Here is a 14,709-nt window from a genome sequence, read left to right as displayed (position 1 = left end):
TGAAGTACGATATACTTAGTACAGAGAAACTGAGAATTGAGGAATAGTTATAATGATTCGTGTACGCATTGAAGGTACTGAGGAAGAAATGCTTGAATTTATGGGGAAAATGCCAGACATTCCTGGATTTGAAAAGACACATATGAGAGAGCCGAGAAAAGGAAATAACCCGAAATACGATTCAAGTAAAAATGTACTTGCATATTTGTCTTATAAAAAGATTGAAGTCGCCAATAAATAGGCGGCTTTTTTAGTTTACGCTGTTTCACCGCCTTGTCTTTTTCACATAATAATAATAGTAGATTATGCTCAAGAGGGGGGAGAATAGTTAATAAGAAAATTATCTTTTTTGGAGACTTTGGTATTGATGACGCCGTAGCGTTAATTTATGCAAATAAAACATGTAAATTAGATATTCTAGGTATTGTTGCTGAGTATGGGAATGTATCACGAGATATCGTTACGGAAAATGTTTATTTTTTAGAAAGGTATTATGCTACACAAGTGAAAATTATTGAAGGTGCGAGTAGACCGATGACAGCTGAAGAGCCTTTGTTTTTCCCTGAAATCCACGGGGATCACGGTTTAGGTCCTATTATTCCACCTGAGATGAGAATTTGTAAACGAGAAAATTTTTGTGAATTAATCAAATTAATCGAACCTTGTCCAGAAGATATTATAATTGTGGCGACAGGGAGACTAACGACGCTTGCTACGTTATTTTTATTGTATCCAAATATAATGGATCGTATTTGTTCGTATTATATAATGGGCGGCGCTTTCCTATTTCCAGGTAATGTTACACCAGTATCTGAAGCGAATTTTTATGGTGATCCAATTGCAGCAAATATTGTTATGAAATATGCGAAAAACGCTAGCATATACCCGTTAAATGTAACACAGGGCGCGCTTATAACACCTGAAATGGCCAATATAATAGATAAACAAGGAACTGGACAGGCGAAACTCATTAAACCAATGATTGATTTTTATTATGAGAACTTTTATAAAAAAGAATATCCGGGTATTGGTGGGAGTCCTATACACGATTTATTACCGTTTATCTCGTTTATAAATGACAGTATTTTCGAATATAAAAAATCGGCAGTGTGGATTAGTACGACAAATGATGTGACTAGGGGCCAAAGTGTAGCAGACTTTAGAAAAATAGCTGAGCCAACAAGGTTTGATGATCGGCCGATTCAAAGAATTGCTGTTGGTTTTAACTATGCAGCTTTTAAAGAAGAGTTTATGCGAACAATATTGAAGCCAGATTGTCCTTAATGTGTGTAATAACAAGTCGGATAAATCGTTAGTTCAAAAAAAGGTTTAATCTGTGTGTATTATTCTCAAAAATCTTAAAGTTGAACAACATGAATAACTTATGAAAAATGTCACATAACTAATGGTAAGCAATTGTTTCTAATTATATTTTGATTGGTGAAATGTAAAGGAGGTTATTATATGATTTGGTCTTTAATCGTCGGTGGTATATTAGGGTGGCTTGCGAGCTTAATTACTGGAAAGGACGTACCTGGTGGTGTAATAGGTAATATTATTGCTGGTATTATCGGTTCTTGGGTTGGTTCGAAATTACTTGGTAGTTTTGGTCCAGTCATTGGCGGATATGCAATTATTCCAGCTTTAATCGGTGCGATCATTTTAATTTTCATCGTAAGCTTCTTATTACGAGCAATGCGAAAATGAATGTAAGGACTGTTTACATTTGTAAGCAGTCCTTTTTATATGTTATGCTAGTATTATACAATCAGGAGGTGTCAGCATTGAAAACATTCACAGTAAATTTCCATCAAGAAGATAATGCTAAAGCGACAACAGTACATAAATTAAGTGAAGAGGACTTTAACAAAGCAACAGAAAAAGGCACTCGTCATCTATTTGATTTAGATACAAACGTTGGATTCTTCGTATTCTTTGACGCAGAAGATGCAGAAGGAAACGATCAATACTTAATGTTACAATACGAAGGTGATCATGAAGAGCCAACTGCGTGCTACGGATTTGATTTAAAACTATACTATCAATTTTTAGCACTGTACTTAAACGATCTTGAGTTCCAAGGTGAAACAGATGAGGAAGAGGAAGAATACGGTCCAATTCATCATTTAGCGCATTTACTTTATCATATTGTTGAAGATGGTAAATCAATCGAAGTGTAATATACATATTTGAAGCTGCCCTTTTTGGGCAGCTTTTTTATATGACATTGGAATGGTGTACTGTGAGCTAAATAAAGTGAAACTTTAATCAGTGGGGGTTTTGTTCATCCCCACTGATTATCAGCCCTCACCAATCGGGCTTTTACGGACAGCAGGGCCCCCACCTAACTTCTTTGTTTCCGCTGAATTTTGAGGTGGGGATCTTACTGCCCGGCAAATAGCGGGATAAATTAATAATAGAAATTTATTTATTACTTTCATGTTAGCATCGTAAAACACCTGTTATAATGATTGTAATTAAATTCATGGAGGCTAATTCTATGCTTGTAGATGTAAAAGCTTTTATTAAAGCTGCAGGTTTAACATGTATTTCATCATTAAGTGGAGATAACACGTTTGCTTATAATTTTGAAACTGTAAAAAATACTATCGCTACATTTTTTAAGAAGCTAAGATTTACCGTATAATTTTATTTCAATCAGTAGGAAAAGAGTAATCACTTCCTACTGGTTTTTTTCTGTTTCAAGGAGCTGTTGTGAGAGCATGTTTTAAGTTATAGATAGAGGATATTATCATTGAGAAGAGAAGGTTTAAATAAGGATATGAAAATGGTTTCGTTTATCAGGAGGTAGTTACTTCGGATATAACAGACTTGGTTACTTTTTAGAAACAGCTTTTGTAATATATTTTGTACAAGCTTTTGGAGAGAGTGAAGCAGTGACTTTTTGGAACAAACATAATTTGAAAAGTATTGTAATGGGTTGGTTAACGAAATGAATAAGATGCAATAGGGGGTAAAAATGATGAAAATATATTTAAAAATAGTTATGTTATTTTTGGTGTTTACATGTATGTTTGCGCTAGTCGCATGTAAAGGGACAGACGAAAAAAAGGAAACAAATCCAACCTCGGAAAATAATAAAAATGAACAAAGTAATTTTTCAGAAGAACAGAAAAATCCTGAAGCAAAACCAAGCAATGAAAAAACAACAAAACCATCGCCTGACCCAGATTCGAAAAATAGAACACTTAATCAAAAATCAATTAACCACGTTAAAGATTTGTTTGAACTCGCAAAAGAAGGAAAAGTACCTAATGTACCATTTGGAGCCCATACAGGGGATATTGAAGAAATTGAAAAAGCGTGGGGGAAAGCAAATAAAACCGAATATGCAGGGAACGGAATGTACGCAACTTTTACAAATAAAAATATTGTTTTCGGATTTAATAAAGGGTCACAAGTTTTTGATGTACGCTCATATCATGCAGAACTAAAATTGATTACATTACAAGAAATTGAAAAAGCATTAGGAAAACCATCTTCAGTTAAAGAGAATGGTGAAGATAAAATATATGTATACAAAGTAAATAACCAGTATGAGCTGAAATTTGTCATTCCAAAATCGACTGGTAAGGTAGATCATATTTCTGTATTTTCACCAGAGGATAGTATTAATAAAATGGCAGGATAAGAAATTAAGTGATTTCAAAAACACCTCACTTTCCTTAAGTGAGGTGTTTTTAGTTGTAAATAAGGAACGTCTCCTGCCATATAAAACATACTTTCATACGCGAAATACTTCACTTTTGTTTTTTAATATTCATCCAACAAGAAATATTGATCTACTGAAAAAGTAGTAACCTATAAATTATGTGTAGGCTGGTTCATGATTTTTTTACGTTCTAAATTTTGAACAAACAGTGCTTGAACAATACCTCCAATTAATAAGAAACTAGCACAAATATAAAACAGCATACTTCCATTTAACTTACTTAATAAAACTGCACCAATAACTGGTCCGCACGTTCGAGATATATCCCAGTGTATACCGTAAATTGAAAAATATAAACCACGTTTATTGTGAGGTGCAATTTCTGAAACGAATCGTAACAAGTGGTTTAGAGCAATACTTTCTCCAATGACTAAAAAGAGTAAGGTGAAGAATAACGACAATATCGTCGTTGAATAACTAAAGCCAACTGCAGCTATTGTATAGCAGGCGTAAGAAATAAGGATGATTTTCGCCATAGAAAATCGTTCAGACCATTTTACGAGGAAGATTTGTAGTATGATTTCCAAAATGGCTTTGCATGTTGAAATAAATGCGAGTATGAATACGAGATTAGGAAATACATGTTCTGCAAAAATACGATAATTCGTCTCAGTTTGTGCATAAAAAAAGCTAATAGGAAGTGTAGAAACCATAAGACCGAATATGGCATAATGTTTAAAAATAAATTGCTTTGGTGAACTTGCCTCAACTGTTTGTTTCGACTTACTCATAGGTGGAACGGTTTCTGGGAGCTGGGTCCAAACAACAACGGCATATATCGTAAGGGTTACACTTTGCACGATAAATAAATATTCTGGGTGAGTATTATAAAAACATGCACCGATTAAAGGGCCGACTACGGATCCAATTGCTCCCATCGTTTGTAGGAGAGCAAAAATTTCTGCTTGCTGCTCTTGTTTTGTTAAATCAGCAATTTGTGCACGCTGAGCTGGAATGTATAAGGAACGGCCAATACCATTAATGACATATAACAGTGCAAATATAAAAACAGATTGAGCGAAAACGAAACTGCCGATTGCAACACCTTGTAGTAATAATCCGAGTAACATAATCTTTTTTCGGCCATATTTATCAGTAATTCCTCCAGCAATAAGTGTAAATAAAATGTCTGAAAGTGGCTGTAATCCGAAAATTAGCATAGTTATTATTACATTGCCGTTTAACATTTTATTGACGTAAATAATCATAATGAGAGCTAACATAGATTCAGTCGTTCGGGTTAATAATTCACCACACAATCTAATAAAAATAGGTTTATTGTAACGAAGTAAGAGATAATTCAATATTAATTCCTCCTTTCTATATTGAAATGATAAGATGAAAGGAGAGTTGGAAAAAGGGTAGAGACTATAGGGAGGATTTTTCACCTTTTAGGGGGAGTATGATGTTTATTTTAGATCAATACATTGAACTATGGATTGCTTATGGAAAAGGAAAAAAAGAGGGAGAACGATTGGAAGTAACAGTGCAAAATATATCTGGTACATTATTTTGTACAGAGCGTAATAGTAAATTAATTATAAAAAAATTAGATGAGTTAAATTGGATTAAGTGGTTTCCAGGTCGCGGCAGAGGAAATCGGTCTAAGTTAATATTTCAAAAGCACCCGATGTCTTTAATTTTAGATAGAGGAAAAGAAATAACGAAAAAAGGGGATGTGAAAAGCGGAAGTATATTTGTGGAACGCTATAGCTCACATTTTCCATCAGTAAAGGGAGAATATCATTCCTGGGTGGATTCAATATTTGGTCATAAGGTTGAAATGACATCTGAAGGGAGAAGAGATGTACTCCGGTTGCAAGTACAAATGAATTTAGATATCACATTAGATCCTGTATACGCTACAATGCGCTCAGAATGCCATATGGTAAAACATATATTCGACACACTCGTGTATGTAGACGGTAATACAAACATTATAGAGCCAAGACTTGCATTTCACTGGGAATATAATGACGCTGAAAAAATATGGACGTTTTACTTACGAAAAGGAGTTCACTTTCATAATGGAAAACAACTTACTGCACATGATGTTATATACTCGTTGAATCGATTTATAAAGCTGGAAAATAATGCACACACATGGATGTTACAACACGTTGAAAGTATCCGTTCAGTGGATGACTACGTTTTCGAAATTCAATTACATACAGAAAATCGAATGTTTTTACATATGCTAAGTGCAGAACAGTGTTCTATCGTGAATGAAGATGAAGCAGGAGGGCTAATTGGAACCGGGCCTTTTCAATTATATAAAAGTAATGAAAATCTGTTCATTTTAGAAGGACATCCTTTATATTTTCGTGAAAGACCTTTTTTAGATCGTGTTGAGTTGTGGAATGTAGAACAAGGTGTAGGTACATACGATGTTTTAGTAAAGGCGCAGTATAAAGATAAAGAAAAACATAATAAAGAATTGTCTCGGCTTGAGTCGAACGTGACATATATAACATGTAATCTTACGAAAGAAGGACCAATGCAAGATGAGTTATTTCGGAAAGCGTTATATAACATCATTCATGGTTATACAATCGTTCAAGAACTCGGCGGAGAACGTGGAGAAGTGGCAAAAAAACTAATATTAGCAGGTGAAAGCATTGTAGAGATTGAGGAAGATGTAGAAAGTTTAATTAAAAGGAGTACTTATCATAATGAAGTGCTACAACTCTACACATTTACAGGACGAGATCATGTTGAAGATGCACAGTGGATACAAAAAGAGTGTGCGAAATATGGGATTCGTGTAGAAAATAATTTTCTTGATATAGAAGAGCTATTGGAAGTAAGTACGATACAAAAGGCCGATATGATGCATGATAGTGCCACAATTAGTGAACGAATAGAAGATAGTCTATTATATATGTTTCTTACAAAAAATAGTTTTATTCATGGACAAAGCAGCATGGACTTTCATGAAAAGTTGTCTCCTTATTTTAGACAAGAAGAATTAGAGAAAAGAGTTACACTGTTACGCGATATCGAGGATACTTTGTTACGTCAAATTCATATTATTCCTTTATATCGTAATAAACAAGAGGTAAGTACACATGAAAAAGTTCAAAATATAATGATTAATTCACAAGGTTGGATTGATTTTTATAATATTTGGTTTAAGTCTTGATATATAAGGGCTTTTGCACATTTTCATAAGGTGTGTAAGAGCCTTTTTTGTATGTAGGAATAGGTTTGTTTTACACATTGTTACGCTACTTGTGATAAAAGTCTATTTACAGCGTAACAGTGTTATGTTACATTGTTATCAGGAAGGAGTGTTATACAGTTGAGTACAGATTTAATTTCAAAAAAAGATTTATTAGAACTAACTGGTATTTCATACGGACAGTTATATAGGTGGAAAAGAAAAAATTTAATTCCGGAAGATTGGTTTGTACGAAAATCAACGTTTACAGGTCAAGAGACATTTTTTCCGAAAGAAAAGATATTAGAGCGTATCGATAAAATCCAAACGATGAAAGAGGATTTATCACTTGATGAACTAGCGAACATGTTTTCGCCGAGTGTGAGAGAAATTCTTTTAACAAAGGAAGACATTTTATGCAAGGGGATTGCATCAGAACCAGTTTTACAATTTTTCATAGAACAAACGAATAAAAGAGCAGAGTTTCAATTTGTAGATATTCTTTATGTGTACATGTTAGAAGAATTACTGCAATCAGGAGAGATTAGTTTAGAAGAAGGAAAAATGGTCTTGCAAGTTTTACGTGAAAATTATGAAGCAATTAAACATAAAACTTGTGACTTAATTATTGTCCGAAAGTTAGGGATTTCTACATGTTTATTAGTTTCAAACGTGGACGATTTAATTTTTGAAAAAGGCACCAAAATCGTTTTACGCGAAGCGATTATGAAATATACCGAAGCATTAAAAACTAAATTGTTGTAGTGGAGGAGAAAGTATGCGTACAGATAATTTGATTATAAATGGTTACGGTTCATCGAATGGTGGCGAGTTTCATAAAGTGCAATTAAACGGAAAAGGAACTGTGAATGGAAATGTTGAATGTGAGCAATTTGAATGTAACGGTTACGGTGCAGTTACTGGCGATTTGAAAAGTAGCAGTGCACGAATTAGCGGATCTGGTAAAGTTGATGGCACAGTTCAAGCTGAAACGATGCGAATTGATGGAAAAGCAACAATTACGCAAAATGTAAAAGCAAACAGTTTGAAAATTGCAGGAAAAGGTACGATAGGTGGAAATGTCACTGGTGAAGAATTTAAAGTCAATGGTCAAGCTACAATTGACGGTAATTGTGAAGTGGATACTTTTTCTTCAGAAGGACAATTTACAATCGGTGGTTTATTAAGCGCAGATGAAATTAATATAAATATTCACGGTACATGTCGAGCGAAAGAAATTGGTGGTCAAACGATTAAAGTAAGACATAGATCAGGTACATTTAGTAGACTATTTAAAACAGTGTTTGGCTTGCAGTTAGAAGCTGAACTATTAGAAGGTGACAATATCGATATTGATTATGCTCACATAAGAACGGTAAGAGGAAACAATGTTATAGTAGGAGCAAACTGTGAGATTGAACTGATTGAATATACCGGTGTTCTTACTGTTGATAAAAATGCAAATGTAAAAGAAATTAAGCAGGTTTAACGGAAGGGAGAAATCAGTATGGAACATCCACATAGTCTCACAGTAAATGGTTCTGGTAATTCAGCAGGCGGAGATTATAATAAAGTGAAGATTCGCGGTGAAGGAACAATTACGAATGATATGAGTTGCAATGAGTTTAAAACGTACGGAACGAGTGATGTACACGGTAATGTGAAAGTGAAAAACTATGTCGTGTATGGAGATAACGAAGTACAAGGAAATGTAGATGCGGAATATGTAAAAGTATATGGTAATACACAAATTCATGGTGATGCTCATATTGAAAAAACAAAAGTTAGAGGTATGATAGATATTGAAGGAAAGTTTTCAGGTGATTTCGTAGATGTAAAAGGTGCTTTAAATGTAAAGGGAGATATTGAAGTAGAAGATTTATCATTAACTGGTGGTCTTGAAAGTGATGGATTACTTAATGCTGAAAATATTCAAATCTCACTTCGTTATGAAGGCAGTAAGGTAAGAGAAATTGGTGGTAAAAAAATTACCGTTCGTAAAAAAGCGAGATTTATTCCTTTTACTAGTCATGCTGGAAACCTCCAAACTTCGATTGTTGAAGGAGATGATATCTATTTAGAACATACGATTGCTGAAGTTGTAAGAGGCAACAACGTCACAATTGGTCCTGGATGTGAAATTAGTGTTGTAGAATATCATACTAGTTTTAATCAAAAAGGTAATGCAGTCGTAAAAGAACATAAACAAATATAAGTAGTATGAGGGAGAGCAAGAGATATGGTTGAGAAGAATAATAAGCTCGGCTTTGTTGTGGCGGGCTTATTGCTAGGTATTTTAATGGCATCGATGGATAATACCATTGTCGTAACGGCGATGGGAACAATCGTTGGTGACTTAGGAGGCCTCGAAAACTTTGTATGGGTCGTTTCTGCCTATATGGTCGCAGAAATGGCAGGCATGCCTATTTTCGGTAAGCTATCAGATATGTATGGTAGAAAGAGATTCTTTATTTTCGGTTTAATTGTCTTTATGATTGGTTCGGCACTTTGTGGTACTGCTGAAAATATTACACAGTTAGGTATTTATCGTGCCATTCAAGGTATTGGCGGCGGGGCATTAGTGCCGATCGCGTTTACTATCGTTTTTGATATTTTTCCACCTGAAAAACGCGGGAAAATGGGTGGTTTATTCGGAGCTGTATTTGGATTATCTAGTATTTTCGGGCCATTACTTGGCGCATATATTACCGATTACATTAGCTGGCACTGGGTATTTTATATTAACTTACCACTTGGCATTTTAGCACTTATTTTTATTACATTCTTTTATAAAGAATCACGCGTTCATAGAAAGCAAAAGATTGATTGGTTTGGCGCAATTACTTTAGTTGGTGCAGTAGTTTCTTTAATGTTTGCGCTTGAACTAGGCGGACAAAAATATGATTGGGATTCTAGCTTTATTTTAAGTTTATTTGGTGGATTCGCTATTTTAATCATCGCATTCATTTTTATTGAACGAAAAGTAGAAGAACCAATTATTTCATTTGAGATGTTTAAGCAGCGCTTATTCGGAATGAGTACAATTATTGCATTATGTTACGGTGCTGCATTTATGTCAGCAACTGTTTACATTCCGTTATTCATTCAAGGTGTATACGGCGGGACTGCAACAAACTCAGGATTATTACTTTTACCTATGATGCTAGGATCAGTCGTAACAGCGCAGTTAGGTGGATTTTTAACGACTAAGCTGAGCTACCGAAACATTATGATTATTTCTGCTGTTATTATGTTAATCGGATTATTCTTATTAAGTACATTAACGCCAGAAACAAGTCGTGCATTATTAACGGTTTATATGATTATTATCGGATTTGGAGTAGGTTTCTCATTCTCTGTACTAAGTATGGCTTCAATTCATAACTTCGGTATGGAACAGCGTGGATCTGCAACTTCAACGAGTAACTTCATTCGTTCATTAGGAATGACACTAGGTATTACAATCTTCGGAATGATCCAAAGAACAGGTTTCCAAGATCAATTAGAAGAAGCATTTAAAGGGATGAGCGGGGGAATGAATACAAAATTAGGGGATTCAAGAGCCATTTTATCAGAATCGGCAAGATCTCAAATCCCTCCGCAAATATTAGATAAGATTATTGACGCTCTTTCTAGTTCAATTGTTCAAACATTCATGTGGGCATTGGTACCAGCTGGATTAGCATTCATGTTCATTTTCTTTATGGGAAATGAGCGTATGGTAATTAAGAAAGAACAAATGAATAAAAAGAGTGAAACATCAAAAGCGTAATGAAAAAGCTCCTTTCCAATTGGAAAGGAGCTTTTTCGTATGTACGGTGTTAGATTAGCCTTCGATAATTTCGTATTCTTCGTCTGCAAGTAATAAAATTTGCGTTTTCTTGCCTTTGTTTTGAACTTCGATTACATCGTATGCGCCTAAGTCTCTTACTTTGCTTTGAGAAGCGTTAACCATAACTTCAATAGAATCAATTAAGATATCTTCTTCAATATATGATTCAGGCAATGCCATATCTTCAGTATCTAATACACACGCATATAGATTTTGTAAATTTTCAGCAGTTGGGTTTTGTTCCTCAACATCAATGATATTTTTTACTGCATCCATATTTTCTTCTTTTGCTTGGTACACTTTAATTTTAGCCATAATTTTAATCTCCTTTATAACGTAATCGTAGAGGCTACACCTCATTATAACGTTTTTTTTATGAAAGATGAAATTGTTATATGTATTTATAGTAAAAATTATGTGTCCTTACTCAAAATTGGTGTGATTTCCATATAAATGTACGAGTAGGTAACGATAATGTTACGTTAAAGTTATATTGTCCAAGCTTTTCTTATTTTCTTCCTATATGTATGTAGTAGCAATTCTATATAGAGAAGGGATGGAGTGTAAGTGGGTTGTGAACCGAGAGTTTCTAGAGATTTTGTTCAAGTACCTGAACTGGTAGGTTTTCGATTACTTTTATCACATCCAGCTGGAGACCCTTTAAACTACGGATTATTATTTATTAATTTTCCTGATACGATTTTTATTTTTATATTGGCATCAAGCGGATACCTTGCCATTTCGAACTGTCTAAAAATAGAGGGCGGAACTGGTGATGCCGAAATAGAAGAGATGAAAAAATGATAGAGGATGACGATAATACGTACAAGTCAGTTGTTAAATTGACTAAAGTACATAAGAACGGTGAGACGGAATCTTTTATTTATAAAAATGAGTTATAATACATGTATTTAAATGCACCCTCAAACTATTGTTGAGGGTTGTTACATAATTAATTATGTTGATCCTTTAAGCCATTTGTTAACGATTAAGAAATATATTTATTGTTGACTTATTTTATAGGTTGATCATTTCATAGTTAGTAGATGTTATAATCATTTTATGTTTACTGATATTTTATAAATATTCGAAGTTTCAATTTAATAGTCAATTGCTTTTATGATGAACAGGTGGGTGTGTATATGAATACGAATTATGGAGCGCTCATGAAAATGTTAAGAGTGGTTGATTCTAAAGAAGGCGGGAATGTAAATGATATATGAAGCGAATATACATACAAGAAAAAAACTAGTTTCTATGTTTGAGGATTTCAATAACGTTGTTTTACTTTCTTATTTACAAGGGCATATGGGTACTGCTTGGGTAAATGATCTTGAAAATCCAACAGTAGCACAAGTTACGGTAGGAATTTTTACATTTTACGCTGGAGACCCAAATACGAAAGAAACAGAAGAGTTATTACGTAATATTCCAGAAAGAATTTTAGTTATCGTAAATAGTGAAGAGTGGAAACAACGCTTAGAAACATTCCATGAAAGAAAAATAGATAAGTTTTTACGTTATAAATTCAAACGAAATCCAGAAGTTTTTAATCGTTCAAAATTACAATCTTTTATATCAGCATTTCCAAAAGAATATGAGTTAAGAAGAATAGATGAGCATATCGCAAATAGCCCCAAATTACATAAGATATCTGAAGATTTTACAAGTCAATTTCATTCGATAGAAGATTGTATAAACCGTGGTATAGGTTATAGCATTTTATATAATGGAGAAGTTGTATGCGGTGCATCCTCCTATAGTATTTATAATGATGGGATTGAAATTGAAGTTGCGACTGATCACAATCATAGAAGAGAGGGCTTGGCAACTGTAGTTAGTGCAGCTATTATATTGGATTGCTTAGAAAATGGAAAGTATCCAAACTGGGACGCAGCGAATACTACATCTGCTAAACTAGCAGAAAAGTTAGGATATGAATTTGATAAGGCATATGATACTTATTTTGTAGATAATAGATGAGTGAAGGAGTTACATACTAAAAAATACATGCGCCCTAGTACGTAAGTCTAGGGCGCATGTATTAGTTGGTAAATATCTTCATAACAATTTTATCACATTTTATCTTTTGAATGTTTGGAATTAAAGATATTTATGTGACTTTTTGAAAAAATAAAAGAGCAGTTAGCAAAAGCTAACTGCTCTTCTCCAAGGGGGAATGGAGAAATACAATCATGTTACCTATAGTATTGACAGAACATTGAGTTTTAATCAGCCATTTATAAAAGGAGAGATAAAATATCTTTGATTAATCCTTAGCTCCCATTAGGAGTACTGATAGAAAAACGATTGAGAATATATTTTTTTATTACATTTACAATTTGAAGAGTAGAACGTGTTTATCGTAATTCTCCAAACACCAATTATATTTTTTTAGAATGATTGGATGGACTGCTTCTTTCGTAGTATCGACTTCAGTATATCCATATTTCTTATAAAAGTTTTCTAATTCCTCAAAAGGAAGACAATATACATTTTGTATTTGTGATTTTTTTGCAGTTTCTACTAAAAATGAAACAAGCTCACCAGCTAATTGTAGCCCTCTAAATTGAGGCAGAATAAAAATTCCGCCCATTTCTAAAGTATCTTCATCTATTTGGACTAATCGGCCAACACCTGCATACTCGTTGTTATATGTAATAATTGCAACTTTATCTCTCTTTAAATCACTCCGTACAAATCTTATTGAGTCATATTGGTTATTAATCCATTCTAAATCGTTAGATGTGGCCAATTGAATACTCATATACATCCTCCTTCGGAATACTAGCGCTCTCTTCATTATATAGAACATAAGATACTATATCAAAAGAACCTTGAGATAGCACATTTGTTTAAGTTATTAGTTAAAAGTGTGGGATTGCTGGCATTGAAATGATGGCTTCACCAAACATAGGATAATAATCTTGTGAATTTAGTGTTACATAGTCAAAATAAAAATTAGTTTATGTGTTCGGTAACGCAAGATTGTTTAAGTGTAGAGAAAATCATAGGGTTATTTTAATTAGTAGCTACTGTATTCATTGAAGCTATTAAGGAAATGTGGTAATCGCCAGCCCTAGTGATACAAATCATATTAGGATTTAGTAAAAAAATTCTTCCTGAAAAAGAGGGGGATTAAAGATAAGAGCACTTCGAAAAGTGCCCTTCAGTAACGACTACTTATTCTAAAAAGAAAGGATGCAATATATCATATGAAGTTTAGTGTATTTAAGTATGGGTCTTTTATATAAATGTGAAATAAAAGAGGATTGTCTTCTTATTAGAAGGCAGCTTTTTGTTATTACAAAAAAGAATTAGAAATAAAATATAAATTCAGTTACTTGTCCAAACAATTTTTTTGAAAATACATAAAATGCTAGTAGTTAGCCAATATTTTTATATTGCTAATTTTTTAGACTAAAAGGGGTGATTTTATGTGTGATTGTGAAGTTTGTAGAAGAAAGAAAAAACGTGATCCATTAAATCGGGGTTCTGAACCAAAAAAACAGGATTCCGAATCAGTAAATTCTTATTCATTTAGTAAAAATGCAAATTTTTTAGAAGAAGCTATACAAACAGATGAAATCGATCAAGTTTCTGAGGAATATATTGAAATAGTAGATTCAGCAGATGTACAAGTTACTACTACAAATACAAAAGCTGCACTATCTATCCAAGCCGCGTTACAAGCAGCTATTGTGGTTGTAGTAAGTATTTCTATAGCAGATAGTGAAAAGGCAGATAAAATAACACAAGAATTGTTTCAAAAATCATCTATTAAACAAATTAATAGACAAAAAACATTTATTAAAAATTCCAGAAACGTAACCGTAACAACTACTGATACAGATATTGCAGTGAATATTCAAATTCTTCTTCAAATTTTATTAGCGTTACTAGTTAAACTAAACATTTTATAAAGTGTCTATCCTATTTATATTTAGCTATAAGGGTTCACTCTAAGTAAATATTTTTTGTTGT

16 protein-coding genes and 2 pseudogenes are annotated in these 14,709 nt (G+C 33.4%); 15 read left to right on the top strand and 3 right to left on the bottom strand.

What is annotated here, in order from left to right; genetic code table 11:
* The first annotated feature begins 52 nt into the window (after nt 1-52).
* The 7 genes and pseudogenes from QO049_RS05040 to QO049_RS05010 all read left to right on the top strand — a co-directional run bounded on the left by QO049_RS05040 (nt 53) and on the right by QO049_RS05010 (nt 3,652).
* Nucleotides 53-241: a DUF3970 family protein gene (locus QO049_RS05040; protein ID WP_000621885.1), complete on the top strand. Its 189-nt coding sequence runs from the start codon at nt 53-55 to the stop codon at nt 239-241.
* Nucleotides 242-273: 32 nt separating this feature from the next.
* Nucleotides 274-1,284 carry a nucleoside hydrolase gene (locus QO049_RS05035; RefSeq protein WP_246960254.1) on the top strand — a complete coding sequence of 337 codons (1,011 nt, stop codon included), beginning with the start codon at nt 274-276 and terminating at the stop codon, nt 1,282-1,284.
* 180 nt (nt 1,285-1,464) lie between these two features.
* On the top strand, nt 1,465-1,707 hold the full coding sequence (locus tag QO049_RS05030) for a GlsB/YeaQ/YmgE family stress response membrane protein (protein WP_000638306.1): 243 nt from the start codon (nt 1,465-1,467) through the stop codon (nt 1,705-1,707).
* 77 nt (nt 1,708-1,784) lie between these two features.
* Nucleotides 1,785-2,180, top strand: a complete 396-nt coding sequence (locus tag QO049_RS05025; protein ID WP_000847587.1) for a hypothetical protein — start codon at nt 1,785-1,787, stop codon at nt 2,178-2,180.
* A 320-nt stretch (nt 2,181-2,500) separates the two neighbouring features.
* Complete coding sequence (locus QO049_RS05020) at nt 2,501-2,647, top strand: hypothetical protein (protein WP_000959548.1); 147 nt, start codon at nt 2,501-2,503, stop codon at nt 2,645-2,647.
* Between the two features lie 139 nt (nt 2,648-2,786).
* Nucleotides 2,787-2,957: pseudogene (locus QO049_RS05015) on the top strand (aminopeptidase); the annotation flags it as partial.
* 23 nt (nt 2,958-2,980) lie between these two features.
* A complete protein-coding gene (locus tag QO049_RS05010) occupies nt 2,981-3,652 on the top strand; it encodes a YjgB family protein (RefSeq protein WP_002098287.1) in 672 nt (223 codons plus the stop codon).
* A gap of 170 nt (nt 3,653-3,822) precedes the next feature.
* Here QO049_RS05010 and QO049_RS05005 read toward each other — a convergent pair whose 3' ends face one another.
* Entirely contained in the window at nt 3,823-5,037 is a 1,215-nt protein-coding gene (locus QO049_RS05005) for an MDR family MFS transporter (protein WP_044584561.1), read from the bottom strand.
* A gap of 101 nt (nt 5,038-5,138) precedes the next feature.
* Between QO049_RS05005 and QO049_RS05000 the strand changes: the two genes are divergently transcribed.
* From QO049_RS05000 to QO049_RS04980, 5 genes are all read left to right on the top strand, one after another.
* A complete protein-coding gene (locus QO049_RS05000) occupies nt 5,139-6,875 on the top strand; it encodes an ABC transporter substrate-binding protein (RefSeq protein WP_048567582.1) in 1,737 nt (578 codons plus the stop codon).
* A gap of 159 nt (nt 6,876-7,034) precedes the next feature.
* Nucleotides 7,035-7,658, top strand: a complete 624-nt coding sequence (locus QO049_RS04995) for a YhbD family protein (protein WP_000102238.1) — start codon at nt 7,035-7,037, stop codon at nt 7,656-7,658.
* 13 nt (nt 7,659-7,671) lie between these two features.
* Complete coding sequence (locus QO049_RS04990; RefSeq protein WP_098347957.1) at nt 7,672-8,382, top strand: bactofilin family protein; 711 nt, start codon at nt 7,672-7,674, stop codon at nt 8,380-8,382.
* An 18-nt stretch (nt 8,383-8,400) separates the two neighbouring features.
* A complete protein-coding gene (locus QO049_RS04985; protein WP_000400903.1) occupies nt 8,401-9,108 on the top strand; it encodes a polymer-forming cytoskeletal protein in 708 nt (235 codons plus the stop codon).
* 24 nt (nt 9,109-9,132) lie between these two features.
* A complete protein-coding gene (locus tag QO049_RS04980; RefSeq protein ID WP_000229619.1) occupies nt 9,133-10,665 on the top strand; it encodes an MDR family MFS transporter in 1,533 nt (510 codons plus the stop codon).
* Between the two features lie 54 nt (nt 10,666-10,719).
* Here the strand turns inward: QO049_RS04980 and QO049_RS04975 are convergent, their stop codons facing one another.
* Nucleotides 10,720-11,040: a hypothetical protein gene (locus tag QO049_RS04975; protein WP_001062727.1), complete on the bottom strand. Its 321-nt coding sequence runs from the start codon at nt 11,038-11,040 to the stop codon at nt 10,720-10,722.
* Between the two features lie 261 nt (nt 11,041-11,301).
* Between QO049_RS04975 and QO049_RS04970 the strand changes: the two are divergent.
* Together QO049_RS04970 and QO049_RS04965 are read left to right on the top strand one after the other, a co-directional pair.
* Nucleotides 11,302-11,627 (top strand): annotated as a pseudogene (locus QO049_RS04970) (BC_2878 family exosporium-associated protein); the annotation flags it as partial.
* A 310-nt stretch (nt 11,628-11,937) separates the two neighbouring features.
* On the top strand, nt 11,938-12,708 hold the full coding sequence (locus QO049_RS04965; protein WP_246960251.1) for a GNAT family N-acetyltransferase: 771 nt from the start codon (nt 11,938-11,940) through the stop codon (nt 12,706-12,708).
* A gap of 352 nt (nt 12,709-13,060) precedes the next feature.
* Here QO049_RS04965 and QO049_RS04960 read toward each other — a convergent pair whose 3' ends face one another.
* Complete coding sequence (locus QO049_RS04960) at nt 13,061-13,492, bottom strand: GNAT family N-acetyltransferase (RefSeq protein ID WP_048656231.1); 432 nt, start codon at nt 13,490-13,492, stop codon at nt 13,061-13,063.
* Nucleotides 13,493-14,162: 670 nt separating this feature from the next.
* Between QO049_RS04960 and QO049_RS04955 the strand changes: the two genes are divergently transcribed.
* Nucleotides 14,163-14,648: a spore coat protein gene (locus QO049_RS04955; RefSeq protein WP_016110152.1), complete on the top strand. Its 486-nt coding sequence runs from the start codon at nt 14,163-14,165 to the stop codon at nt 14,646-14,648.
* Nucleotides 14,649-14,709 lie beyond the last annotated feature (61 nt).

Origin of the sequence: Bacillus sp. RB3 (assembly GCF_030164735.1) — a bacterium.
GTDB classification, from domain to species: domain Bacteria; phylum Bacillota; class Bacilli; order Bacillales; family Bacillaceae_G; genus Bacillus_A; species Bacillus_A cereus.
The sequence above is the reverse complement of the archived record's forward strand: the minus strand, read 5'-3'. Positions and strand labels throughout refer to the sequence as shown.